Below are 24455 nucleotides of genomic sequence, written 5' to 3' on the forward strand. Positions count from 1 at the left end.
GCCGCAGCTAGCGCAGGCGCCCGTCGATGCGTCTCAGCAGGGTCTTCAGCGGCTTGGCCTGGTTGTAGACCAGCGACACCGCCTTGCCCTTTATGCTGCGCGCAACGGTCAGGTTGTAGAGCGGGATTTCGGTCGAGCCGAAATCGCTCTTCTGCCGCGTCTTGCCGATGCCGAAGTCGAAGCGCGCCCGGCCGTTCTCGTGGCTGCGCCTTATCATCGCGAACAGCGATTGCAGCCCCGGCGAATAATGGCCGTATTCGTCGATGCGTGAGGCGCAAAGGATGGCGTGGTGGGCGTTGTCGTTGACGATGCCGAAGTCGGCCGACACGAGTTCGCCGTTGACCAGCAGTCCGGACGTCACCGCCTCGCCCGATTCAGCTCCCATCACCGCCACGCGCGTGTAGAAGTCGAGATAGGCCTCGTTGTGCAATATGTCGTCGGCAAAGCGCGCCGTGCGCAGGTCGCGGATGAAGCGGATGGCACGCTCGATGTCGGCCTTGTCGCTGAAGGTCACTGTTTCGACGCTGCCATGCGCTTCCTGTAGCCCCTGCAGCTTGCGCCGTATCCCGTTGCGGAACTTCTTCTTCAGCGCCTTCTTCTGCCACTCGTCGAACGTACCGACGCCGAGTGCCAGCTCGTAGCCGGCATTGTCGTTCAGCGTCTCGGTGCCCCTGAAGAGTGCCGCCACCGACTTCGGGCAGCGCTGGATCTTGCGGAAGATCAGCACGTCGGCTGGCGCAAGGCACTGCCTGATCTGGCCGATCAGGTCCGGGTCGGAGGCGGCCAGTTCGTGTGTCGCCTTGTCGGCGACGAAGGCGTTGTAGTCGGAGACGCCGAGGTCGGCCGGCTGCAGAATGTTGATGCCTGCCGCGCGCTGCAGCACCAGCGGGATCACCATCCTCAGCCGCCCGGCGCGGTCGCGTAACGTCACGACGTGCGGGCGCGCGTCCATCCGCCTGGCCAGCACCGCGTAGAGCGAGTCCAGCCACAGAGGCGACTGGAAGGCGGTCGCGCCGCTTGCCGCAAACAGCGCCCGGTATTCCGGCGACAGGAAGTTGAAATCGCCTGCGACGCTGGCGCTCAGGCGCTGGTCGGCGGGTCTGACGATCTCGATGTACATCCTCGTTGCACCACTCTTCGAGGTGGGGGCAGGGGCTGGAGATCCCCGGCCTTCTGGGAAATCATGCGTTTCGTCGCGGCTACTCCGCCGGCGACGCGTAGGCCGGTTCGCCGCGCGTGCCCACCAGCCGCAGCACGGAGCCGTCGAGCCCGGTCAGCGACTTGGAGGAATGGCGCAGCATCGCCGCCATGAAGATGAAGGAAATCGTCGTCGCCGACACCGCGCCCATGATGCCGAAGCCCGGAATCAGCGTGAAGAAGCCGACCGCGCGGATCAGCACCGACAGCGCGATGATCTTCAGGTAGCGCCCCTCGTGGCCGGTCAGCATCAGGATCGAGCCCGACGGTCCGGCGGCCGCGGTCGCCGCAGTGCCGAAGCACAGCAGCGCCAGTGCCGGGTAGTAGGGCACGTAGGCTTCGTTGAAGACCATCAGAAAGAAGTGACCGCCGGCCAGGATCACCACCATGCCGCCGATCACAACCGCCAGCGTGATGCCGGCAACCGAATTCAGCAGGCTGTTCAGCTGCTTGAACTCTCCGCGGTAGTAGAGGTCGGGAATGTGACGCGTCGAGAACATGTGCATCGTGTCGGATGCGGTAGCGAATGCGTTTGCGAGCCTCGTCGTGACGAAATAGGCGCCGGCGATCGCCGGGCTCATCAGGTAGCCGATGATCAGCACGTCGAGATACTGGTTCGAGGCCTCCAGGCAGTTGGAGATCCACAGCTTGAACGAGCGCGACCGCCAGCTCGCCCGGTCATGCCGGGGTTCGATGGCGGCAAAGTCGGGATAGAGCGCGTGGATACGACGCCGCATGAACACGAAATGCAGCAGCATCGCGGTGATCGCGCCGCCCGAAAACAGGAAGAACACGGTGCTCACATCAGCAGCGGTGCCGGTCGCCAGGCAGAACGCCAGGTAGGAAAGCGCCGGCAGCACGACGAGCAGATTGCCGAAGCCATCTCCCGCGCCGACGCCGACCGCCGTGCGCACGAGGTGCGCCGTGGTCAGCACCGAGGCCTGCGCGACCATGAACAGCGTCACAGCGGCTGCCAGCATCATCGCGTGGTTGGAGGCTGCCCAGAAATAGAAACCTGCCGCCACGATCGCGCAACCGGCAAGGCAGGTCGCGAAGCTGAAGCGCAGCGCGCCCTTCAGCAGCGCGGGGTCGTCGGCGGCGGTGTATTCGTTCCACCAGCGCATTACCGAGACCTGCTGGCCAAAGGTCGCCACGATGCAGAACAGGCCGACCGCCGAGAACAGGATCGAATAGATGCCGAAATGCTCGGTATCGAGCACGCGTGCCGCTGCCATGATCAGCAGGAAGTTCGACACGATGATCGAGCTCTTCATGACGAACACGCCGGCAATGCCGCGCAGCGCCGGGTTGCGCGCCAGTCTGCCGACTCGGGCGGCAATTCCGTCGGCCTCGGCGCCCGGCTTTTTGTGCGGGCGATCAGCGGACATTCGGCACGAACTTCCTGAGCAGGTTTTTCACAGGCTTGGCGTGGTGGTAGACCGTCGCCATCGCGTAGCCGGCCATCGAGAACGTCTTCGTATGGTTGCGCAGCGCGGTCTCCTCGACGCGGAAGTGCGTCTTGTAGCCGCTATTGCCGAGACCCATGTCGAAGCTCCGGAAACCCTCCTCGAAGCGCCGCTTGATGATCTGGTAGATGACCTGCGTGCCGGGTGAGCTGCGGCCGAAACGCTGCGTGTCCGAGCCGATCAGCACGGCGTGGAATTCGCCGTCGCCGACCAGGCCGAACAGCACCGCCACCGGCTCGCCGGCTACATAGCTGACATAGGTGACAGCCTCGCCGCGTTCGGCGGCCGCAATCGCGTAGTCGCGATAGAACTCGAAATAGAGGTCGCTCTGCAGCAGGTCGTCCTCGAAGCGTCCGCTACGCGAGGCGCGCAGGAAGTCGAAGGCTTTGCGGATCTCGTCCTCGGTCGCTGCCGCGCGATGCTCGTAGCTGCCGAATTCGCGCTCCATCTGGCGCTGCAGCCGGCCGAGCTCCTTGGAGAATTTCTTGCGGATCGTGCGGCTGCGCCAGGCGTCGAAATCGTCGCCTACCGTGCTGTGATAGGCGGCATTCTCTGCTGGCGTGCTCGTCGATCCGGCAAACAGCCGGCCGATATCGAAATCGTCTTCGCGCACCTTGCGGAACATCAGGATGTCCGCGCCTGAAACCAGGGCGTTGAGCTCCGCGACAAGGCTCGCGTCGGCAGCGATCATGTCGAGCATGTTGCGATCGGCCACGATCGAGTTGTAGTCGCAGACACCGAAGTCGGCCGGGCGCAGCAGGCGGATGCCCTTCGAGCGTTGCAGCACCAGCGGGATGACGGCGACCAGCGCGCCATCGGCGCGGTTGCGCAGCGTCAGTGTCTGCTGTGTGGCGTTGAGGCCGCCCGCCAGCCGGGAATGGATCATCGCCATCCATAGCGGCGCCTGGAAGGCCGTCGCCCGGTCGGCGGAGTAGAATCCCGCATATTCGTCGGAAAGGAAGTCGAAACCGGGCTCGAGCGAGACGGTCAGGTCGAGCCGCATGTCCGCCCCGGCGACTGACAGCATCGCGATGCTCCTCGCTATGGGCGGCAGCGCGTTCAGCGCAGGCTCGCACGGCCGTTGGGCGACTTCGCATCGATGCGAAAGTCACGCTGTTTCACCACGTCGCCGGTGATCTGCTTGCCGAGCTTCTTCCACAGGAACGTCGCTGCAGCCTTCGGATAGACATGCAGGCCGTGGTCGCGCGTCGAGCTGTTCTTGAGACCAAGCGTGCGTCGCAGAACGCCGTTGCCGTAATGGACGGCGTAGGAATTCCAGATCTGCTTCGTCCAGTGCTCCATCGTCACCGAGATGTTCAGGCAGTCGTGGTTCTTGACCCGGTGCGGCGCATAGAGCGGCCAGGACACCATCTCGCCGGGCTTCAGGTCGACATGCGTCGCATAGTCGTCAAACCAGTTTTCGTAGGGCATGTCCTCGGCGGTCTCGCGTAGCAGGATCTTCTCGACATTCTCCGGCGTGATGAAGATTTCCGAGCGGGGGTAGATGTAGACGCTCTTCGATCCCTCGATCTGCCACAGTGACTGGCCCTGGATGTCGGCGTGGTAGAAGACATTTGCGTTGGGCGAGGAGATCAGAACGCCGAGATTGCGCTTGAATGTTTTGAAGCCCGGCATGCGCGCCTCGAATTCGCCGAACACCTCGTCGAGCAGTGTCTTGTATTCCGGCGCCCAGTCCATCACGCGGCGGATGTTCATCCACATGCGACCCTTTTCGATCGCCTCGATGGCCTCCATGCCGTTGGCGTTGCCGAGCTCGCCTTCCATCCGCTTCGGATCGTCGATCTCGGTGCCCATGGCGCGCAGCCCCAGATGTTCGCTTGGGCAGCGCTCGATCACCCTGCCGAGGGCTTCGCGCGAGAACAGGCCTGAATCGATCAGGCGATGGTTCAGCTTGACGAGTTCAACCCCGAACAGGCTTTCATGACGGTCCTCCCAGTTGGAGATGATATCCGCCTGCATCACCATGGAATTCATTGTCGTGCTCCGTATGCGTCACGCTGCCGCCGGCCGTGGAATCATGGTTTCCGCCAACGCCTGAAAACTGGCTTCATCGCCGATCAGGCTAATGTCTGGAACCTTGCCGTCAATAAACCGGATCGTGGTCGCAATGGGTAAACGCTGGCGGTAAAGATCGCTCCCCGGTTAACGAGGCGTTAACCGGAAGGAACGGATTTGAATGAAGTCTTAACGGTCCCGGTAACCCTGCCCCGAGGCCATGATCATGCGGCAGTCTTATGGGCTGGTCCGGCGCCTTCAGCGGCGGCGGAGACGTCGTTCGGCAGGCGACGGGTCGCGCGGCAGCTCTTCGCCAGCCTGGCGTCGCATCGTTTCGGCCATCATCAGCAGCGAGTCAGCCTGGCGGTCGCGGTAAGCTCTCTTCGGTAGCCTCTCCTGCCGCTCTGCGAATGCGCTTCGCACGGGCTCACGGTCCTTGGCCAGCATCAACAGCGAGGCACCCGCCTGCCGCCTTGCGAAAAGGTCGTTTCGGGCCGGCCGGGCCGTGAAGTCTGGCTGCTCGCGCTCGGCCGTTGGCGTCATGCGGCTCCTCTCGGGCGAGGGCGGCGGCGCGCCGGGGCTGCGCGGCACGCGTGCCATGCTCGCGGGCGTCGTGGCGCGCTCGGCCACAGCCAGCATCACTGTGGCGGCAATGGCGCTCAGGAAGCCCAGCACCGGCGCCAGCAGCGTCAGCGAGGGCCGGCTCGACTTCAGCGGCGGCACGGCCGGCGAGACGACGCGCACATTGTCGCTCTTCATCGCCGCCAGTTCGTCGGTCGCCTTGTTGCGGCTCAGGAACTTCTCGTAGATGTCGCGGTCGGCGGCGGCCTCGCGCCGCAGCGCCTCCAGCCGCACCTCGGCGGCGTCGGTCAGCACCACGCCCGAGCTCAGCTTGGCGATGTCGGCCTCGAGCTTCTTCTGCTGCGCCTCGGCCACTTCCAGGTCGCCCTTGAGTTGCCGTGCAAGGCTTTGCTTCTCGTCGCGGATCTGCCGTTCGATTCCGGCGATCAGCTGCCTTGTCTGCGCGATGCGCGGGTGGCGCGATCCATAGGTCAGGCTCTGCTGTTCCAGCGTCTGCATCAGTTGCGCGCGCTGCTGACGCAGGAAGGAGAGCTGGGCCGGTTCGCCGTTGCGCTGATCATTCAGCACCGCGCCGCCGTCGGTCTGGCCCTGATAGCGTGCGCGTGCGGCTTCCGTGGCGTTCTTGGCCAGCGCCAGCTGCGCGCTGAGTTCGGTCAGTTGCCGCATCTCCAGCGTGTTTCCGCTGTCGACATAGAGAATGCCGTGCTCCGCCGCAAAATCGGCTACGGCCTTTTCCGAAGCGTTCAGCTTGCGCCGTAGTTCAACGAGTCGCTCCGAAAGCGCCTGCGCCGCGTCCTGGTTGGCCTGGCGCAGATAGCCGTTCTGGGTCTCGGCAAAACTGCTGGCGACGCTGTTGGCGACGCGCGCCGCCTCCTGCGCCGTGTCGGCCTTGTAGGAGACCTCGACTAAGTAGGTGGCGCCCTTGCGCTCGACCGACAGGTCCTTCTTGAACTTCGCCAGCAGCTTGAGCTGCTCCTCTTCGCTGAGCTTGGCCTTGGCATCGCCCGCCATGCCGAGTTGCTGCATCACGGTCAGCAGGAAGCCGTCGGACTTCATGATCTGCACCATGCTTTCCAGCACGGCGGCGTCGCTGCCGATCGACCGCAGCACGTCTTCCTGCAGCGTCACCTGCTGGTCGCGCGGATCGACCAGGACGGTTGCAGTGGCGCGGAATGGAAAGGGTACGAAGCTGATCGCCACGATGCCGATGGCCGTCAGGATGATGGCGATGACCGCGATCTTGCCGATGTTGCGAAAGACGAAGCCGAACAGCGCCAAAGGGTCGATTGCGCCGGTGCCGCGCGTTTCTGGGACCCCGAATACTGTTGAATTGTGCAGGGAGTCGGCCAGGGAGGGGACCGTTCTCGGCCGCGCCTCTTGGTGGCGCGATTCGGGCAGATCCCATTCCGAACTCATTACCCCGATCCTCAATGACAACCGAATTGCGCAAAATGCCGCCCGCCTGGCAGGCGACCAAACATGACCGAACCGTAAACAGGAATGCTGAACGGGCGGTTAACCAATCGGATAGATTGCCCCTGTAGTGTCCCGGCGGAAGGGAATATTCCCTCCGGACCTCAAGACGGAACCGGGAGTTCAAACTGTACGGTCAGGTTGAAAGCGGGGCATGACGCAGGTGTCGAGCATCGCCGGCGGCGTTACGCATGGCGCCATGGCACACCCGGGGGATCTGGCGGCCGCGAATTTCGCGAATGCCATTCTCACAGTGGTCATTGCTGTCTGCATGACGGCCTTGCCGGTATTTGCGCATATATTGCACCCCGGCTTCGGCATTCTCTCGGCAGCACTGCTCGCCGGCATCTGCGCGTGGCGCATGCCTTCCATCGCCATAGTGGCGATCTTCTTTGCGCTACTCTACCAGAATTTCTTCGTCTCGCTCGCCGCCGGCTACATCGTCAGCGACGATGATTTTGACATCATCCGCGGCTACAACTTCGTGCTCCTGAGCGTCACCTGGCTGGTGACGACGGTGACCTTCCTCGCCGGCTGGCAGCAGCGCAACCGAGCGCTCGACCCCTTCGTGAAAGTCCTGATAGGTGTCTTCGCCGTGCTCGGCGTCTACTTCCTGCTCGGCTTCGCGCTCTATGGCATCACTGCCGTCATCTACCTGCGCAACATCGTCACCCCGCTGCTCCTCTTCCAGATCTGCATGCTGGCATTCGTGCGCCAGCCGATCCGGCTCGGCCAGGCGATGACGGTGCTGTCCGTGCTTGTCCTGGTCTGCGGCTTCGTCGAGTTCTTCCAGCGGGACCTCTGGCTCGAACTGTCGAACAGCTATGCCTATTGGGAAAGGGCGCAGGGCCCGAACTATGTCACGCTGGCCTATGACAAGGCCTTCAAGGAATCGGGCATCGTCCAGACCGGCCTGCTCGACAGCTTTTCCATCACACTGTTCAACTCGCCACTGCTTGCCGACTACGACATCCGCATCATGCGGCTATTCGGCCCCAACATGCACGCCATCAGCTTTGCCTATGCGCTGAGCTTTCTCGCCACTTTCGCGCTATATCGCGGTCGCATCATGCTCGCCGGCCTGCTCTTCGTGCTGCTCTTCCTGACCAGCGCCAAGGGACCGCTGATCCTCTTCCTGCTGGTCGGGATGAGCTGGACCCTGTTCCGTCTGTTCGGCGCCCGCTTCGCCTTTGCCTGCCATTGCCTGGCGCTCGCGGCCTATGCGGTGATCGGCATCCTGCTTGGCCTCTCGATCGGCGATTATCACGTCATCGGCCTGATGGGGGGGCTGTTCGAGTTCTTCGCCAACCCAATCGGGCTCGGCATCGGCGCCGGCGGCAACCTGTCGTCGGAATTCATCAATATCGACTGGCCCGCCGCGCAGGCTGCCGGCCGCACGCCCTTCGCGGTCGAAAGCGCCGTCGGCGTGCTGCTCTACCAGACCGGAATCTTCGCAGTCGCCGTCATTGGCGCCTATGCCTGGACCGCCTGGCGCATCCTGCTGATCGCCGAAAAGACCGGCAATGATCTGCACGCCGCCGCAGCACTCGGACTGATGGCGATGACCGTGACCGGCCTGTTCCAGGAAGAGGCCTATTTCGCCCCGTTGGCGCTCGCCATGTTCATGGCGCTCGCCGGCATGATCGTCGGCGCCAGCGCCCGGACCGGGCTTCTCGCCCGGCCGCCAACCATTTCTTGAGGGATTTGCGTCTTGTTGCAGCGGACCGAAACAATACAGGCGGATATGCGTAAGCGGAAAAAGGCCGGGCCAATCCGGCTGCTGTTCATCCAGACGCAGGCCGAAATGGCCGGCGCGCAGGAGATTTCGCGTCTCATCGGCGAGGGCCTTGCGCATGCCGAGCGCATCGGCGAGCCCGAATACGAGGTCCACCACCTCTTCTTCTACCGCAAGACGGCGGCTTTCGACCGCTGGGCAAACGTGCATTTCTGTCTCGAGGACAGCCCGCGCAACCCGGTTTCGTTCATGGTCTTCCTTTGGAAGCTTCTGCGCATGATCCGCCGCATCCAGCCCGACGTGCTGCTGACCTTCCAGCACTACGGCAACATCTTTGGCGCCGGCGCCGGTCGGCTTGCCGGCGTGCCCGTCGTCATTGCCAACCATGTCTCCGCACCCGCCACGGTCAGCCCGGCAGCGCGCCGTATCGACCGCGTTCTCGGTCTTCTCGGCGCCTATGACGTCATCACCGTCAATTCCAACGAGACCTGGCGAAACTTCCAGTCCTACCCGGCGCGCTATCGCCGCCTGCTCACCCACGTCCCGCACGGCTTCGAGGACAAGTCGGTCGAGATTGGCCGCCAGGAGGCGCGCGCGCTGTTTGGCCTGCCGCCCGGCGTTCTGCTCATAGGCTCGGTCGCAAGGCTGCATCCGCTGAAGCAGCTTGACGCGGCAGTCGCCGTTCTTGCCGAACGCCCGGCGCTCCACCTCGCCATAGCCGGCCAGGGGCCGGACGAGCAGCGCCTGCGAGCTATTGCCGATGGGCTTGGCGTTTCCGACCGGCTCCATCTCGTCGGCGACATGCCGCCGCGGAAGGTCGGTCTCTTCCTCGCCAGTCTCAACGCCTTCGTCTTCCCCTCGCTCGCCGAGACCTTCGGCCTCGCCGCCGTGGAGGCAGCCCAGGCCGGCGTGCCTGTTGTCGCCAACGACCTGCCGGTGCTGCGCGAGGTGCTCGACGTCGACGGTGAGCCCTGCGCGCTGTTTGCCAACGCCGCAGACACGGACGACTTCGCCGCCTGCATCGACCAGGTCTTCCAGGACCACGCTGCGACCGCGCGCATGGTCCTGCTCGGTCGCCGCCTTGCCGCGCGCTATTCGGTGGCCGGCATGGTCGACGCCTACGCCGGGCTGATCGGCCAGGCCCTCGGCCGCGGCGGTTCGGCCCCCGTGTCGCGGCCTCCGCAGTCCATGGCGCTGCACTCCTCGCAGCGGTGAGCGCCGTGTCGCTTGCCGAACCGGCCGTATTTCTCATCCACGTAGAGCGTCCGGCGCTGTCGCGCTGGGTGCTTTGGCTGGTCGAGGCGCTGGAGAAGCGTCCGGGCAGTGAGGTCCATGTCCGGCTGGTCGACCCCGCGCCCGGCGAGAGCTCCGCGCTCGACACGCTGCTGTCGCTCGAGCGCATGGTCCTGCGTCGTCATGGCGCGAGCGGCGCAGACCGTCTGCCGCCATCCGCACTCGCCGATCGCCCCCCCGTCTCTGACCGGCTCAGTCCCGACCTCGTCATCGACCTTACCCGCCAGGGCGTGCCGGGCATTCGTGCGCCCTATCTGCGCCCTCTCTACAACGGCCACCCCGGCGAGACGGCTCTAGCAGCCGCCCTGTTCTTCCAGGGCACGCCGGCCATCGCCATCGAGCGCAGCGGCACGCGCGAGGAGGCCCGCATCGTCGCCGCCGGCACCGCCTCCCTCGAGGCCGCATCAGGCATCGGTGGCGCCATCGAGGCTGTCGGCTCGCGCGTCATCGCGCTCATCCTGAAATCGCTGTCGCCCGCGGCCGACGCCGTGCTGCGCGACCAGAAGATCGCCGCGCCGTTCCGCTCCATCGGCCGCGCCGACGTTGCGCGCGACATGGCGAAAAGCGTCGCCCGCGCCGCCGTCCGCGCCGCCTACCGTCTCTGCTGCCACGGCTCGCACTGGCGCGTCGGCTACCGTTTCGTCGAGCCCGGCGGCGATGTCTGGTCGCGCCGCGATCTCGCCGGCGCGCGCTGGAGCGTGCTCGCCGACCCGGTCGACCACTTCTACGCCGATCCCTTTCCGCTCCACTGGCAGGGCCGAGACTACCTGTTCTTCGAGGACCTTCACCACAGGACGGAAAAGGGCATCATCTCGGTCGTCGCCTTCGACGAGGCGGGCCGTCCCGGCCCCGTCATGCCGGTGCTGGAGGAGCCCTGGCATCTCTCCTATCCGTTCCTGATAGAGCATGAAGGCGAGCTCTACATGCTCCCAGAGAGCTCCAACAATTTCGATATCCCGATCTACCGCTGCACCGGCTTCCCACTGAAATGGGAGCGCCACGCCGTGCTGGTCGACGATGTAGAGGCGGCCGACGCGACGATCGTCCGCCACGCCGGCCTCTACTGGATGACGGCCGTGGTGCGCGACGGCGCCGGCGGTTATTCAGACATGCTGGCGCTGTGGTCGTCCGAGAACCTGTTCGGCCCGTGGCAGCCGCACCCGGCCAACCCGGTGCTCGTCGACGACCGAACGGCGCGGCCCGCCGGCAACATGATAAGCCGCGACGGAAATCTATACCGCCCGGTGCAGGACTGCCGCCGCACCTATGGCGCGGCGCTGAGTTTCATGCGTGTCACGCAACTCGATGGCGACGGCTTCACCCAGGAGAGCGAGGGCACCGTGACGGCCGGCGGTGCCTGGCCGGGCAGCCGCATCCACACGCTGAATTACAACGGCCGGCTTGAGGCGATCGACGGCTACACGCTACGCCCGCGGCTGAAGCCCGCAGCCGATTTCGTCGACTGGTGTTACCGCCCGCCGGAAGCGCTGGGAATCGGCCCCGCACCAGGATAAACTCGCTGCAGCGAAACGGGCCGGACCGGGGAGGATGGGCCATGGCGGACGCACAGGAATACAGCGCAGTTTCGGAAGTCGTGAAATCCTACGTCGAAGGCATGTGCCGCAACGATCCTGCCAAGCTGCGTGCGGCCATGCACGAGAAGTCATCCATCATCGGCCACTACGGTGGAGGGCTGGAGTGGGACAGCCGGGACGGCTTCATCGCCGCGGTCAACGAGGCGGTGGACACGCCTGACCCGTCGCCATGGTACGTCATCAACGCCATGTCCATCGTTGGCGACGTTGCCACGGTCCAGGTCGAGGACATCTGGCTCGGCATGCATTTTGACGACACGCTGACGCTTCTCAAGCATGAGGATCGATGGCTCATCGTGTCCAAGGTATTCTTCCACAGGTCGGCGACCTGAGGCGCGGCGTCGGGCGCCCTAGTCCGCGTCGGGCGTCAGCGCCTGCATGATGCCGGCGTCCGGCATGCCGGTTTCGGGGTCGATCAGCCCGAACCCGTCCTGAAAATCCCAGTGCATCCAGCCGATGCAACGCTTTTCGGCCTGCCGCCGCACCGCGGCGAGCCAGTCGAGCCGCGCCTGGCGCGGCGCGACATGCGACAGCGCGCCGAACTCGTTGACGATCACCGGCCGGTCATGCGCCACGCTCCAGTCGCGCATCGTGTCGAAGGCGCCCGCCATGCCGGCCTCGTCCCACGGCGTATCGAGCGCATCACGCAGCACCGTCGCCGCCCGCTGTTGCCCCGCCTTCTCCAGCTCCGCGATTTTCTCCTGCATCGCGGGGTCGACCAGTCTCGCCGGAAACGGCAGGCCCTTCAGGTGGCTTATCGGGTCATCGTCGCCGCCCCAGTCGGCTCCCTGGTGGGTGAAGGCAAACGGGTCGTAGTAGTGGATCGCGTAGATGACGTTCGGGTCGGCGAGCGGCTGCAGCCCGGCCAGCGTCTCGTGTCGTTGCGGCCCGGCCGGGCCGACAATGATGGTGTGCGCCGGCAGGATCGTGCGGATCGCCGCGGCCGTCCTGCCTGCCGCCTCCCACCAGATCGCCGAGGAGACGTCCGGTTCGTTGAGCAGTTCGACCGCCAGCTTCTGCGGGTCGATCGAGCGTACCCGAGCCGTGATCGCCTGCCACAGTTCCGCCAGCCGAGCCTCGCCTCTCTGGGAGTCCGCTTCCAGCATGGCGCCGATGGCGCTGCCGGCATGCAGGTCGAGCGATACCGTGTAGTCGAGGCTGAGCAGGAAAATCACCTGCTCGAACATGCGGTCGAGATAGGCCTCGCTCCCTTCGCCCTCGAGCTTGCGCTCGTCGAGCGGCAGCCTGATGTGGCGGAAACCCCGTTCGTGCAGGGCGGAAAGCTGCACCGCGTTCGGACGCCGGCTTTTGTCCTCATGGTCCCAGCCGGGCAGGTTGACGCCGCGCCGCATTGTCGAAAGCAATTCGTGGTTGGCGAAACCTTCCGCCACCGCGCAGGCCTCCGCGTCGCGCTCGGCAGCAAGGGCATGGCCTGGCGCCAGCATGCAGCCGAGCAGCACCAGCCGCGCTGCGAAGGGCAGGCGGGAAGGTCGGCCGGACACGCTGGCGGCCCCTAGGCCGAGTGGCGGATCAGCGCCCGGATCGCCTTGGGATTGGTCGTCAGGTAGCGCATGCCCAGCCGGCGCGGTTCGCGCAGCGTCCGGTAGACCCACTCGAGCCCTGCCGCCTGCATCCATTGCGGCGCGCGCGGGTTCTTGCCGGAAATGAAGTCGAACAGCCCGCCGGACGTCTTCACCACGCCCACCCCGGTCAGCCTGTCAATGTTGCGCTCGATGAACTGCTGCTCAAGCGGCACGCCGAGACCGATCCACAGTATGTCGGGCTTGGCCGCGTTGATTGCCTCGACCACGCCTGCCTCTTCGTCGCGGCTGAAATAGCCGTTGCGCCGGCCGGCGAAGGTGAGGCGCGGATAGGCCTTGCGCATCTCCTCGACCGCCTTGGCATTGACCTCCTCGCTGGCACCGAGGAAGTAGAAGGACAGGTCCTCCATCTCGGCCAGCCGCGCCACCTCGTGCACCAGGTCGGTCGTGGCCACCCGCTCGGGCAGCGGCGCTGACGAGAACAGCCGCGAATAGAGCACCATCGGCATGCCGTCGGCATGGATCTCGTCGGCCTGCAGCATCAGCTTGACGAATTCCGGGTCCTTGCCGCACAGCGCCAGCACCTGGCCATTGGCCGAGGTCGAATAAAAGGGACGCCTGCCGTTGCCGCGCCGCTCCAGCGCCTCGACGATGAAGCCGCGCGCGGACGTCTTCATGTCCGTCTGCGCGATCGGCAGCCCGCCGAGCAGGCTCGTCGGCCATTTCTTCACAGTGGGTTCAAGTGTCGTCGCCAAATCGCTTCACCGGTCGGTTTTCTGCCGGCAGGCAGTAGCAAGTAATGAATCTGGTATCGTCGCCAGATATTACATTATCTCTGCCGGGAAGCTAATTATTCAACGAATTCATCGCGCCATGGTTAATGTGGTAAAGGTAAAACTGTAGAAATACTTAAAACACTATTTAAATTTTATGCGAATTTTCATAACCCATCTGGCGCGTCATCGGATCCCGCTGGCTGGCAGCGGAGGATGCGCTACTTGCCGAGTTCCACCGACCTTGCCCGCGCGGCCTCAACCGCCTCGCCCACCAGCGTCTTTAGTCGGTTCTCGCCCATCAGCACGGCAAGTGCGGCCGCAGTCGTGCCGTTCGGGCTCGTCACCTGCTGGCGCAGCGTGCCGGGCTCGTCCAGGCTCTCCGCCGCCAGCGAAGCCGCACCGTAGACGGTCTGCATCGCGAGCAGTTTGGCCGTTTCGGCAGGAAGCCCGGCCTTCTCGCCCGCCGCCGTCAGGCACTCGATGAAGTGGAACACATAGGCCGGTCCCGAACCGGACACAGCCGTCACCGCGTCCATCAGGCTCTCGTCGTCGATCGTCGCGACTTCGCCGCTCGCCGACAGCAGGTCGGCAACGAACTTCTCTGTCGTCGCCGTCACGTGCGGGTTGGAGAAGGTCACCATCATGCCTTTGCCGATGGCCGCGGGCGTATTGGGCATGCAGCGCATCAGCGCCGTCTCGGCGCCGAGGATTTCAGCGAAGGTAGCGATGGGGGTTCCGGCTGCGACGCTCAGGAACGTGGTCTTGCCGGCGAAGCGCCGGTAGCCGGCGACCACGTCGCGGATCACCTGCGGCTTGACCGCGATGACGATCAGTTCCGGCGCAGCGTCGGCGGCGATGTCGCCTGCCGACGCAACGGCGACGCTGCCCAGCCGCGCTGCTCGCTCGCGCAACTCCGCGTTCGGCTCCACGACCAGCGTTTCCTTCGCGTCGAGCTTGCCGGAATTGATCCAGCCCGAAAGCATCGCGTAGCCCATGTTTCCGCAACCGGCCAGCAACACGCGGATCGATGTCATGCTGTAACGACTCCTCTTCACACCCATGCGGCGCATGGCCTCCGGTTTATCCACCGTCTCTGCCGAGGTCCAGCGATTAGGCCGCAAACGCATGGCCGCGCCGCGCCGGTTTCGCTATCGCGGCACGCGACGCCGCAAAGTCGCGATTGCCCGTCGCCTGAATCGGCATTATGCGGGAGGCAACGCAAAAGCATGCCCGGGGGAAATATGGCCGAGATCATCGACGGAAAACAGGTTGCCGAGGACGTCGTGCAGACGGTCAAGCGTCTCACCGCCGATCTGGTTGCGGCCGGCCACCCCGCGCCTGGACTGGCCGTCGTCATTGTCGGAGAGGATCCTGCAAGCCAGGTCTATGTCGCATCGAAAGGCAAGAAGGCTAAGGAATGCGGCTTCAAGTCGGTGCAGCATACGCTGCCGGACGACACCAGCGAGGCCGACCTGCTGAAGCTGATCGGCGAACTCAATGCAGACGCGTCGATCGACGGCATCCTCGTTCAGCTGCCGCTGCCCGGCCACATCGATTCGGGCAAGGTCATCCAGACCATCGCGCCGGAAAAGGATGTCGACGGCTTCCATTTCATCAATGTCGGCAAGCTCGGCACCGGCGAGCTCGAGACCGCCTTCGTGCCCTGCACGCCGGCCGGCTCCATGCTCCTGATAGAGCGCGTGCGTGGCAAGGACCTTTCGGGCCTCAACGCGGTCGTCGTTGGCCGTTCCAACATCGTCGGCAAGCCGATGGCCAACCTGCTGCTCGCCGCCAACTGCACCGTCACTGTCGCGCATAGCCGCACGAAGGACCTGCCGGCGCTGGCCCGCACCGCCGACATTCTCGTCGCCGCCGTCGGGCGCCCTGAAATGATCAAGGGCGACTGGGTCAAGGAGGGCGCCACCGTCATCGACGTCGGCATCAACCGCGTGCAGGCGCCTGAGAAAGGCGATGGCAAGACGAGGCTGGTCGGCGACGTCGCCTTTGCAGAAGCGGCCGAAAAGGCCGGCGCCATCACGCCCGTGCCGGGCGGCGTCGGGCCGATGACCATCGCCCTCTTGATGGCCAACACGCTTGTCTCTGCCTCGTTGAAGGCCGGGCTTCACCGCCCGAGCTTCTGACCCGGCCTTCTGCTGCCGCTTTGCCCAAGATGTCTTCTCCTGTAGACATGCCGGTCATGTCCGAACCGACGCAAGACAGCCGGCAATTCGCCTTCCTGCTGGTCGACAAGTTTTCGATGTTTTCGCTCTCCGCGGCCATCGACACCTTCCGCTCGGCCAACCGGCTGCTAGGCCGCGACTTCTATGGCTGGACCACCGTATCGGCCGACGGCGAGGCGGTCATTGCCTCCAACGGCCTGCCGCTCAAGATCGACTACGCGGTCGCCGACCTGCCGCCGGTCGACATACTCTTCGTCTCCGTCGGCCTGACCACCGAGTTTCCCGGCAAGAGCAAGATTCTGGGCGCCCTGCGCAGCTGGGGCCGTCGCGGCGGCGCGCTCGGCGCGCTCTCTGTGGGTTCCTACCTTCTGGCCGAGGCCGGCCAGCTCGAGGGCTACCGCTGCACCATACACTGGGAAAACCGCGCCGGCTTCATGGAGCGCTTTCCCGAGATCGAATGCACCGGCAATGTCTTCGAGATCGACCGCAAGCGCTACACCTGCGCCGGCGGCACCACTTCGATCGACCTGATGCTGGAGATCGTGCGCGGCGATTTCGGCTCCGGCCTCGCCAACGGCGTCGCCAACCAGTTCCAGCACGAGCGCATCCGTTCGGCCGGCGACCGCCAGCGCGTCGGGCCGGAGCGCGACCTGTCGGGCAAGTCGGAAAAGCTGCGCAAGATCGTCGAGCTGATGGCCGACAATCTCGACGAGCCCTTTTCCGCGGTCCAGCTCGCCAAGTCTGCCGGTCTCTCGGTACGCCAGGTCGAGCGGCTCTTCCTGCGCCACCTCTCCGTGACGCCGGGCCGCTACTACATGCGGCTCAGGCTCGAGCGGGCCCGCGAGCTGCTGCGCCAGACTAACATGCCGATCCTCGACGTCGCCATCGCCACCGGATTCACCTCGCATTCCTATTTCGCGCAGAGCTACCGCCTGCAGTTCGGCCGTCCGCCGAGCGAGGAACGCCGCACCACCTATTGATGACCGCGACGCAGATCTGGCCCGCATCCAGCCTTGCCAGCATCCGGAGCCTCCTCTAGCGTTCGCCGCCACGGCGGGCTGATTCACGAGGAGACGATCTTGGCGCAGATTTTACGTGGCATGCTTGCCGCAACGCTCCTGTTTTGCATGTCGGCCTATGCCGCCGCCGCCGACCGCGCCATCATCGTGCTCGATGCGTCGGGCTCGATGTGGGGGCAGATCGACGGCACCCCGAAGCTCGAGATCGCGCGCGACACGCTGCGCACCGTGCTGCAGACCGTACCCGCCGACATGGAGCTCGGTCTGATGGCCTATGGGCACCGCGAAAAGGGCTCCTGCGAGGACATCGAGCTGATCGTGCCGCCGGCCGCCAACAGCGCCGCCTCGATCACCGCTGCCGCCGACACCATGAAGTTCCTCGGCAAGACGCCGCTTTCGGCCGCAGTGAAGCAGGCCGCCGAGTCGCTGAAATACACCGAGGAAAAATCCACCGTCATTCTCATCACCGACGGCATCGAGACCTGCGAGGCCGACCCCTGCGCGCTCGGCAAGGAGCTCGAGGAGGCCGGCGTCGACTTCACCGCCCACGTGCTCGGCTTCGGCCTGTCGGCGGAGGAGGGCAGGGAGGTCGCCTGCCTCGCCGAGAATACCGGCGGCAAGTATTTGCAGGCATCCGATGCCGCCGCGCTGAAGGACGCGCTCGCCGAGGCCGTCACCATCGCCCCGGAACCGGAGCCCGAGCCGGCGCCCGAACCCGAACCGGAAGTCGTTGCCGAGCCGGCCCCCGAGCCCGCGCCGGCGCCTGCACCCGAGCCCGCGAGGCCGGCGCAGAATTTCGCGCCCAGCCTTGTCATGGTCGCCGGCGGCGCGCCGCTCGCCGATGACGGCCAGGCCTGGGAGATTTACGCGGTCGAAGCTGATGGCTCGAAGGGCGAGCGCCTTGCCACCGAATACAATGCCTACAAGGGCACGCTCAAGCCTGGCGACTACATCGTCCGCGCCCGTCTCGGCGAAGCCGCCGTCGAGGTGCCGGTAAAGATCGAGGCCGGGTCAACCGCCTCGCCGGTCTTGGTGCTCGACGCCGGCACGCTGATCGTCCGGCCGCGACCGCACGAGGGCGGAGACGTTAGCGAATCGGCCACCGTCGTCGTCGACTATCCCGGCGGCTCGGGCCCGGCGACCAATTACGGCGAGACGAAGATCGTCCTGCCGGCAGGCGAGCAGAAGCTCACCGTCAAGATCGGCCAGGGCGAGGTCACCGAGACGCTGCAGCTTGCCGCCGGTGAGACCGTCGAGAAGGACGTCGTCGTCGGCGTCGGGCACGCCGTCCTCAACGCCTTCTATGTCGAGGGCGGCGACCGGGTCGATGCGTCCGGCCTGTCGGTCCGCATCCTCAAGGCACGCGCCAAGGTCGACGGCACGCGCGACGAGGTTGCCTATGGCTACGGCCCTGACGGCAAGTTCGACCTGCCGCCCGGCGACTATGTCGCCATGATGCGGATGGATCAGGCCGAGGTCGAGCGCCCCTTCAACATCCGCGCCGGTGAGGCCAAGGACATCACGGCCTTCCTCGACGCTGGCGTTCTCGCCATCTCGGCACCAGGGGCCAAGCACATCGAGGTCTTCGAGGCGAAGAAGGATATCGAGGGCAACCGCAAGTCGGTCGGTTACGCCTATGACGAGAAGCACCAGACGACGCTTCCGGCCGGCGACTATGTCGTCGTCGCCGAGATGGCCGACGACAGCGGCAAGAAGGAAGCGACCGCCACCGTCGCGGCCGGCGACCGCGCCGAAGTCACCGTCGAATAGCTTCGCTGTTGTCCAAATGTAAAGGGCGGCCTCGGGCCGCCCTTAGTTTGTCCGGTTCAGCAGCGGACTTATGCGATGCCGAAGGCGCTCGCGCCCTGGTCTGCCCGCGCCACCAGTTCGCGGAAGCCGGCGAAAAGCTCACGCCCCATGCCATGCTCGTTATCTGAGAGATCGGGCACGATGCAGCTTCTCTGCGCCAGCACGTCGGGCGCCACCAGCACTTCCAGCAGCCCGCCATCGGCGTCGACCCGGATCATGTCGCCGTTCTGGATCTTGCCGATCACGCCGCCTTCAACGGCTTCCGGCGTCACGTGGATTGCCGCCGGCACCTTGCCGGATGCGCCCGACATGCGCCCGTCGGTCACCAGCGCGACCTTGTGCCCGCGGTCCTGCAGGATGCCGAGCACGGTGGTCAGCTTGTGCAGTTCCGGCATGCCGTTGGCCTTCGGTCCCTGGAACCGCACGACGGCCACGAGGTCGCGGTCGAGTTCGCCGGCCTTGAAGGCATCGTGCAACGCCTGCTGGCTGTCGAGCACCAGCGCCGGTGCTTCGATCAGCCGTCGCTCCGGCTTCACCGCCGAGGTCTTGATGATCGCATGGCCGAGATTGCCCGACAGGACCTTCAGCCCTCCGGTCGGCTGGAATGCCTTGGGGAACGGAGCGAGCACCTTCTCGTCGCCGCTCTTTGCGGGTGCCGGCTCGCGCTCAACGCTACCGTCCGCGCCGAGCTTCGCCTCTACAGTATAGGGCCGCAGCCCTTCGCCCCACACTGTCTGCACGTCCTCGTGCAGCAGCCCGGCATCGAGCAACTCGCGAATCAGGAAGCCGAGCCCGCCCGCTGCGTGGAAATGGTTCACATCGGCCAGCCCGTTCGGATAGACGCGCGCCAGCAGCGGCGTCGCTTCCGACAGGTCGGAAATGTCCTGCCAGGTGATGGCGATACCGGCCGCTGCCGCCATGGCGATCAGGTGGATCGTGTGGTTGGTTGAGCCGCCGGTGGCGTGCAGCCCGACGATGCCGTTGACGATCGACCGCTCGTCGATCATCCGGCCGACCGGTGTGTAGGCGTTGCCGAGCGCGGTGATCGCCAGTGCTCGCTTGGCCGCCTCGCGCGTCAGCGCGTCGCGCAGCGGCGTGCCGGGATTGACGAAGGAGGCGCCCGGCGTGTGCAGGCCCATGATCTCCATCAGCATCTGGTTGGAGTTCGCCGTGCCGTAGAAGGTGCAGGTGCCCGGGCCGTGATAGGACTTGGATTCGGCGTCCAGCAATTCGGCGCGGCCGACCTTGCCCTCGGCAAACAGCTGGCGGATCTTCGCCTTCTCGTCGTTGGGCAGGCCGGTCGTCATCGGCCCGGCCGGGATGAACACCGCCGGCAGATGGCCGAAGGTCAGCGCTGCGATGGTCAGGCCCGGCACGATCTTGTCGCAGACGCCGAGATAGACCGCCGCGTCGAACATGTTGTGCGACAGGCCGATGGCCGCCGCCATGGCGATCACGTCGCGCGAGAACAGCGACAGTTCCATGCCTGGCTGGCCCTGCGTGACGCCGTCGCACATTGCCGGCACGCCGCCGGCCACCTGCGCGATGCCGCCGGCCTCGCGTGCCGCGTGCTTGATCGTCTGCGGGAAATTCTCGAAGGGCTGATGCGCCGACAGCATGTCGTTATAGGAGGTGATGATGCCGAGATTGGGTACTTTCTCGCCGCTGAGCGCGACCTTTTCGGTCGGGCTGCACACCGCGAAGCCGTGTGCCAGGTTTCCGCAGGAAAGCACGCTGCGGTTGGCGGTCTTCTGCGACGCCTGCTCGACGCGATCGAGGTAGAGGCCGCGCGCCGGCTTGGAGCGCTCGCGAATGCGCTCAGTTATCGCTTCGATGTCTTTTCTTGCCGTCATCGGACTCGTCCTTGTTCAGCATGTCCCGGAAAAGTGGGAAGCCTTTCCGAACCGGACATGTATGTGAGGGCCTATTCGGCCCAGTATATCTGCACCGGCCGTGATGCCTGGTCGAGGACTGCCCGGATCGGCAGGTCTTCGCCATTGCAGGCACGGTCCAGCACGGCCCTCTTCTCGACGCCCTCGATATGCAGCCCGAGAAACCGCGCCTTGACGATCGTGGCGAGCGTCAGCGTCAGCCGCGGCTCCACCGCGCTTGCCGCATGGACGGGCAAGACGACCGCTTTCTGGTCGGGATCGAGCAGCGCCTCGAGGTTATCGGCATCGGGAAAGAACGACGCCGTGTGCCCGTCCGTTCCCATGCCGAGGATGGCCGCGTCGAGCGGCCAGGGCAATCCTTGAAGCGCTTCGCCGGCGAGCTTCGCCGCCTGTTCGGAGCTGTCGGCCTCCTGGTAGAGCCCGACGAAGCGTGCTGCCGCTGCCGGACCCTGCAACAACTTGCCCATGGCAAGTGCAGCGTTGGAACGGGGCGAAGACGCCGGCACCAGCCGCTCGTCGATCAGCGTTACCGTCACCTTGCTCCAGTCGAGCGGCATTCCGGAAAGCTCGGCGAAGAACAGCCCGGGTGTCGAGCCGCCCGAGACGGCGAGAAACGCCTCTCCGCGCGATTCGATGGCGCCGGAAAGCACCCGTGACACCGCCTCGGCCAGAGCCTTTGCGAGCTTCGCGCGGCTGTCGAATATGCGCCGGTCCGGCCGGATCTCTTCGCCCATCAACTGCTCTCGTGCCAGGTTCGGCCGTCGCGCTCGATGAGTGCGATGGAGGCGGACGGGCCCCAGGTGCCGGCCGTGTAACCCTGCGCTTCCTGCCGGCTGTCGGCCCAGGCCGAGAGGATCGGATCGACCCAGGCCCATGCCGCCTCGACCTCGTCGCGGCGCATGAACAGCGTCTGGTTGCCACGGATCACGTCCATGATCAGCCGTTCATAGGCATCGGGCGATCGGCCGTCGAAGCTCTGCGCGAAGATCATGTCGAGCGGGATCTGCCTGAGCCGCATGCCGCCCGGGCCTGGATCCTTGATCATGATGTACTGCTTGACGCCTTCGTCGGGCTGCAGCCGGATCACTAGCTGGTTGGGCGAGACGTTGCCGGCGCTGTCGCCGAAGATGTTGTGCGGGATCGGCTTGAACTCGATGACGATCTCCGACACCCGCGTCGCCAGCCGCTTGCCGGTCCGGAGATAGAACGGCACGCCGGCCCAGCGCCAGTTGGCGATTTCCGCCTTCAGCGCCACGAAGGTTTCCGTGTTGCTTTCCTTGCTTTCCAGCTCCTCGGCGTAGCCCTTGACGGCGCCGCCTGCCGACGCGCCGGCCCGGTACTGGCCGCGCACCGTCGACTTCGGCGCTTCCTGGCCGTTCACCCGCGTCAGCGAGCGCAGCACCTTTAGCTTCTCGTCGCGCACCGAATTGGCGTCCATCGAGGGCGGCGCCTCCATGGCGACGAGGCACAGCAGTTGCAGCATGTGGTTCTGCACCATGTCGCGCAGCGCGCCGGCCTTGTCGTAGTAGGTCACGCGGTCTTCCAGACCGACCGTCTCTGCCACCGTGATCTGCACATGGTCGATATGGGCCGAGTTCCACAAGGGTTCGTAGAGCGCGTTGGCAAAACGCAACGCCATCAGGTTCTGCACCGTCTCCTTGCCGAGATAATGGTCGATGCGGAATATCTGATGCTCGCCGAAATTGGCGCCGATCTGGTCGTTCAGTTCCTTCGCCGAGGCGAGGTCGCGGCCGATCGGCTTCTCCACCACGATGCGCGAGTTGTCGGTGACGAGCTTGTGCTCCTTGATCCGGTTCGAGATCATGCCGAACAGCGACGGCGCGACCGCCAGATAGAAGGCGCGGATGGCCTTGCTGTCGCCGATCGCCTTTTTCAGCTTGTCGAAACCCTCGCCGTTGCTGGCGTCGGCGGGCACGTAGCTGAGCCGCGCCAGGAAGGTGTCCAGTTCTTTCTTATCGATATATTCGGGCTTTACGTGCTCCTTGATCGCCTTTCTGGCAAAGGTCCGGAACTCCTCGTCGCTCATCTTGGACCGCGAGGTCCCGATGATGCGCGTCGGCTCCGAAAACTGGTGATCGCACTGCCGGTGATAGAGCGCCGGCAGGAGCTTGCGCTCGGACAGGTCGCCCGTGCCTCCGAAGATGATGAAGTCGAACGGGTCGACTGGAATGATCTGGCTTGTCATGGCTTGTCCACTTGATGCCGCAGTGCAGCAAGATAATCAAATCGATTTAAAATGACCAGTGCCAAGGTGTCACATATGCCGATCCAGCCACTGGTCCTGCCGGCTCGGCGGTGGCACCATAGAGCGGGCCTGTGACAAAATTCAAAGGAGAATCGGCGGTGGGTGCACATATTTCGACAGATGTCGCCGACGGCCGTGCGTTCCAGCAACTGGTGAATGGCAAGCACGCGGACGCTCTTTCGGGCGCGCGAATCGATGTCCTTTGCCCGTCCGACGGCAAGGCCTTCGCCTCCATTCCGGCCTCGGGCGAGGCAGATGTCGGCCTGGCTGTGGGCGCCGCGCGCCACGCCTTCGAGGCCGGTCCGTGGCCGGCGATGCCGGCCTTCGAGCGCGGTCGGCTTCTGACCAGGTTGTCGCGGCTGGTCGAAGAGAACGCGACCGAACTCGCCGCACTCGAATCGCGCGACACCGGCAAGCCGCTGCGCCAGGGCAGGGCCGATGTCACCGCCGCCATCCGCTATTACGAGTTCTACGGCGGCGCCGGCGACAAGGTCCACGGCCAGACCATTCCCTTTCTGGAAGGCTACACGGCGCTCACGCTGCGCGAGCCGCATGGCGTCGTCGCCGGCATCATTCCGTGGAACTATCCGCTGCAGATTCTCGCCCGCGTTGCCGGCGCCGCGCTCGCCATGGGCAACACGCTTGTCGTCAAGCCGGCTGAGGACGCCTCGCTAACCACCATCCGGATCGCCGAGCTGGCGCTCGAAGCCGGCATTCCGGCCGGCGTCTTCAATGTCGTCACCGGCTATGGCGCCACGGCGGGCGCGGCACTCTCGGGCCACCCCGGTGTCGACTACGTCACCTTCACCGGCTCGCCCGCCACCGGCACGGCGATCCAGCAGGCCGCCGCCCGCAACAACCGTGGCGTCACGATGGAACTCGGCGGAAAGTCGCCGCAGATCGTCTTTGCCGACGCCGATCTCGACAGGGCGCTGCCGGTCCTCGTCAACGCGGTGATCCAGAATGGCGGCCAGACCTGCTCGGCCGGCAGCCGCGTGCTGATCGAGCGCCCGGTCTATGACCGCGTGGCCAATGCCCTGGCCGAGCGCTTTTCAAAACTCGTCGCCGGCCCGCACGAGGCCGACCTCGATCTCGGCGCGCTGATCAGTGCACAGCAGCGCGACCGCGTCGCCGCCATGGTTGCCGACGCCGAGGCCGCCGGAATCCCAGTTCTGTCGCGCGGCTCGGTAAGCAACGACGCACCATTGGGTGGCTACTATTTCGCGCCGGTCCTGTTCGGTGATGTCCCGCCGGATGCCCCGATCGCCCAGGAAGAAATCTTCGGGCCGGTCCTGTCGCTGTTTCCGTTCGAGGGTGAGGAGGAGGCCGTGCGGCTAGCCAATTCCACCGACTACGGCCTCGTCGCCGGGATCTGGACGCTCGACGGCGCCCGCCAACACCGCGTCGCCAAGCGCGTGCGCGCCGGTCAGGTCTTCGTCAACGCCTACGGCGCCGGCGGCGGCGTCGAGCTTCCCTTCGGTGGCTTCAAGCGCTCCGGCCATGGCCGCGAAAAAGGGTTCGAGGCGCTCTACGACATGTCTGCCACCAAGACGATCGTGTTCAACCATGGATGAGAATTTTTCGATGACTTCATTCCGCGCCGCATGCGTCGCAA

The 24455-nt window shown here is 65.3% G+C and carries 19 protein-coding genes; 8 read left to right on the plus strand and 11 right to left on the minus strand.

Features of this window, described 5'->3' with window-relative positions; genetic code table 11:
• Positions 1-7 precede the first annotated feature (7 nt).
• The 5 genes from ACT2BZ_RS12710 to ACT2BZ_RS12730 all read right to left on the minus strand — a co-directional run bounded on the left by ACT2BZ_RS12710 (position 8) and on the right by ACT2BZ_RS12730 (position 6677).
• On the minus strand, positions 8-1120 hold the full coding sequence (locus ACT2BZ_RS12710) for a GNAT family N-acetyltransferase (protein ID WP_457935515.1): 1113 nt from the start codon (positions 1118-1120) through the stop codon (positions 8-10).
• Positions 1121-1199: 79 nt separating this feature from the next.
• Positions 1200-2585 (minus strand): lipopolysaccharide biosynthesis protein, encoded by a 1386-nt coding sequence (locus ACT2BZ_RS12715; RefSeq protein WP_457935516.1) that lies wholly within the window; start codon positions 2583-2585, stop codon positions 1200-1202.
• Positions 2575-3690: a GNAT family N-acetyltransferase gene (locus ACT2BZ_RS12720; protein ID WP_457935517.1), complete on the minus strand. Its 1116-nt coding sequence runs from the start codon at positions 3688-3690 to the stop codon at positions 2575-2577. The genes ACT2BZ_RS12715 and ACT2BZ_RS12720 overlap by 11 nt, the downstream gene beginning before the upstream one ends.
• 32 nt (positions 3691-3722) lie before the next feature.
• Entirely contained in the window at positions 3723-4658 is a 936-nt protein-coding gene (locus tag ACT2BZ_RS12725) for a hypothetical protein (RefSeq protein ID WP_457935518.1), read from the minus strand.
• A 279-nt stretch (positions 4659-4937) separates the two neighbouring features.
• Complete coding sequence (locus ACT2BZ_RS12730; protein WP_457935519.1) at positions 4938-6677, minus strand: GumC family protein; 1740 nt, start codon at positions 6675-6677, stop codon at positions 4938-4940.
• 211 nt (positions 6678-6888) lie between these two features.
• Between ACT2BZ_RS12730 and ACT2BZ_RS12735 the strand changes: the two genes are divergently transcribed.
• From ACT2BZ_RS12735 to ACT2BZ_RS12750, 4 genes are read left to right on the plus strand one after another with little or no spacing between them, the layout of a single operon-like run.
• The gene (locus ACT2BZ_RS12735) at positions 6889-8433 is read left to right on the plus strand and encodes a hypothetical protein (RefSeq protein ID WP_457935520.1); all 1545 of its coding nucleotides are present in this window, start codon (positions 6889-6891) and stop codon (positions 8431-8433) included.
• 45 nt (positions 8434-8478) lie between these two features.
• On the plus strand, positions 8479-9684 hold the full coding sequence (locus ACT2BZ_RS12740; RefSeq protein ID WP_457935521.1) for a glycosyltransferase family 4 protein: 1206 nt from the start codon (positions 8479-8481) through the stop codon (positions 9682-9684).
• Positions 9685-9689: 5 nt separating this feature from the next.
• Positions 9690-11276, plus strand: coding sequence for a glucosamine inositolphosphorylceramide transferase family protein (locus ACT2BZ_RS12745; protein ID WP_457935522.1), 1587 nt, complete (start codon positions 9690-9692; stop codon positions 11274-11276).
• Between the two features lie 41 nt (positions 11277-11317).
• Positions 11318-11689: a nuclear transport factor 2 family protein gene (locus ACT2BZ_RS12750; RefSeq protein ID WP_457935523.1), complete on the plus strand. Its 372-nt coding sequence runs from the start codon at positions 11318-11320 to the stop codon at positions 11687-11689.
• 18 nt (positions 11690-11707) lie between these two features.
• Here ACT2BZ_RS12750 and ACT2BZ_RS12755 read toward each other — a convergent pair whose 3' ends face one another.
• The 3 genes from ACT2BZ_RS12755 to proC form a co-directional block, all read right to left on the minus strand.
• Complete coding sequence (locus ACT2BZ_RS12755; RefSeq protein WP_457935524.1) at positions 11708-12859, minus strand: glycoside hydrolase family 5 protein; 1152 nt, start codon at positions 12857-12859, stop codon at positions 11708-11710.
• Positions 12860-12870: 11 nt separating this feature from the next.
• Positions 12871-13629: a WecB/TagA/CpsF family glycosyltransferase gene (locus tag ACT2BZ_RS12760; RefSeq protein WP_457941297.1), complete on the minus strand. Its 759-nt coding sequence runs from the start codon at positions 13627-13629 to the stop codon at positions 12871-12873.
• A gap of 263 nt (positions 13630-13892) precedes the next feature.
• Entirely contained in the window at positions 13893-14708 is an 816-nt protein-coding gene (gene proC, locus ACT2BZ_RS12765) for a pyrroline-5-carboxylate reductase (protein WP_457935525.1), read from the minus strand.
• A gap of 207 nt (positions 14709-14915) precedes the next feature.
• Here proC and folD point away from each other — a divergent pair, with 207 nt between their 5' ends.
• The 3 genes from folD to ACT2BZ_RS12780 all read left to right on the plus strand — a co-directional run bounded on the left by folD (position 14916) and on the right by ACT2BZ_RS12780 (position 18643).
• Entirely contained in the window at positions 14916-15815 is a 900-nt protein-coding gene (gene folD, locus ACT2BZ_RS12770) for a bifunctional methylenetetrahydrofolate dehydrogenase/methenyltetrahydrofolate cyclohydrolase FolD (protein ID WP_457941298.1), read from the plus strand.
• 56 nt (positions 15816-15871) lie between these two features.
• The gene (locus ACT2BZ_RS12775) at positions 15872-16834 is read left to right on the plus strand and encodes a GlxA family transcriptional regulator (RefSeq protein ID WP_457935526.1); all 963 of its coding nucleotides are present in this window, start codon (positions 15872-15874) and stop codon (positions 16832-16834) included.
• A gap of 99 nt (positions 16835-16933) precedes the next feature.
• Complete coding sequence (locus ACT2BZ_RS12780) at positions 16934-18643, plus strand: vWA domain-containing protein (RefSeq protein ID WP_457935527.1); 1710 nt, start codon at positions 16934-16936, stop codon at positions 18641-18643.
• Positions 18644-18711: 68 nt separating this feature from the next.
• On the opposite strand, the gene edd is transcribed toward ACT2BZ_RS12780, so the two are convergent.
• The 3 genes from edd to zwf all read right to left on the minus strand — a co-directional run bounded on the left by edd (position 18712) and on the right by zwf (position 22780).
• On the minus strand, positions 18712-20535 hold the full coding sequence (gene edd / locus ACT2BZ_RS12785; protein WP_457935528.1) for a phosphogluconate dehydratase: 1824 nt from the start codon (positions 20533-20535) through the stop codon (positions 18712-18714).
• Between the two features lie 71 nt (positions 20536-20606).
• Positions 20607-21308, minus strand: a complete 702-nt coding sequence (gene pgl, locus ACT2BZ_RS12790; RefSeq protein WP_457935529.1) for a 6-phosphogluconolactonase — start codon at positions 21306-21308, stop codon at positions 20607-20609.
• Positions 21308-22780 (minus strand): glucose-6-phosphate dehydrogenase, encoded by a 1473-nt coding sequence (gene zwf, locus ACT2BZ_RS12795; RefSeq protein WP_457935530.1) that lies wholly within the window; start codon positions 22778-22780, stop codon positions 21308-21310. The genes pgl and zwf overlap by 1 nt, the downstream gene beginning before the upstream one ends.
• Before the next feature lie 158 nt (positions 22781-22938).
• Here zwf and ACT2BZ_RS12800 point away from each other — a divergent pair, with 158 nt between their 5' ends.
• Positions 22939-24414, plus strand: a complete 1476-nt coding sequence (locus tag ACT2BZ_RS12800) for an aldehyde dehydrogenase family protein (RefSeq protein ID WP_457935531.1) — start codon at positions 22939-22941, stop codon at positions 24412-24414.
• Positions 24415-24455: the final 41 nt, after the last annotated feature.

Source organism: Mesorhizobium sp. 10J20-29, assembly GCF_054130485.1.

Bases quoted from the DNA above. Each gene is read 5' to 3' on its own strand.
- ACT2BZ_RS12710 (WP_457935515.1), bottom strand. From the start codon at position 1,120: ATGTACATCGAGATCGTCAGACCCGCCGACCAGCGCCTGAGCGCCAGC.
- ACT2BZ_RS12715 (WP_457935516.1), bottom strand. From the start codon at position 2,585: ATGTCCGCTGATCGCCCGCACAAAAAGCCGGGCGCCGAGGCCGACGGA.
- ACT2BZ_RS12720 (WP_457935517.1), bottom strand. From the start codon at position 3,690: ATGCTGTCAGTCGCCGGGGCGGACATGCGGCTCGACCTGACCGTCTCG.
- ACT2BZ_RS12725 (WP_457935518.1), bottom strand. From the start codon at position 4,658: ATGAATTCCATGGTGATGCAGGCGGATATCATCTCCAACTGGGAGGAC.
- ACT2BZ_RS12730 (WP_457935519.1), bottom strand. From the start codon at position 6,677: ATGAGTTCGGAATGGGATCTGCCCGAATCGCGCCACCAAGAGGCGCGG.
- ACT2BZ_RS12735 (WP_457935520.1), top strand. From the start codon at position 6,889: ATGACGCAGGTGTCGAGCATCGCCGGCGGCGTTACGCATGGCGCCATG.
- ACT2BZ_RS12740 (WP_457935521.1), top strand. From the start codon at position 8,479: ATGCGTAAGCGGAAAAAGGCCGGGCCAATCCGGCTGCTGTTCATCCAG.
- ACT2BZ_RS12750 (WP_457935523.1), top strand. From the start codon at position 11,318: ATGGCGGACGCACAGGAATACAGCGCAGTTTCGGAAGTCGTGAAATCC.
- proC (WP_457935525.1), bottom strand. From the start codon at position 14,708: ATGACATCGATCCGCGTGTTGCTGGCCGGTTGCGGAAACATGGGCTAC.
- folD (WP_457941298.1), top strand. From the start codon at position 14,916: ATGGCCGAGATCATCGACGGAAAACAGGTTGCCGAGGACGTCGTGCAG.
- ACT2BZ_RS12775 (WP_457935526.1), top strand. From the start codon at position 15,872: ATGTCCGAACCGACGCAAGACAGCCGGCAATTCGCCTTCCTGCTGGTC.
- edd (WP_457935528.1), bottom strand. From the start codon at position 20,535: ATGACGGCAAGAAAAGACATCGAAGCGATAACTGAGCGCATTCGCGAG.
- pgl (WP_457935529.1), bottom strand. From the start codon at position 21,308: ATGGGCGAAGAGATCCGGCCGGACCGGCGCATATTCGACAGCCGCGCG.
- zwf (WP_457935530.1), bottom strand. From the start codon at position 22,780: ATGACAAGCCAGATCATTCCAGTCGACCCGTTCGACTTCATCATCTTC.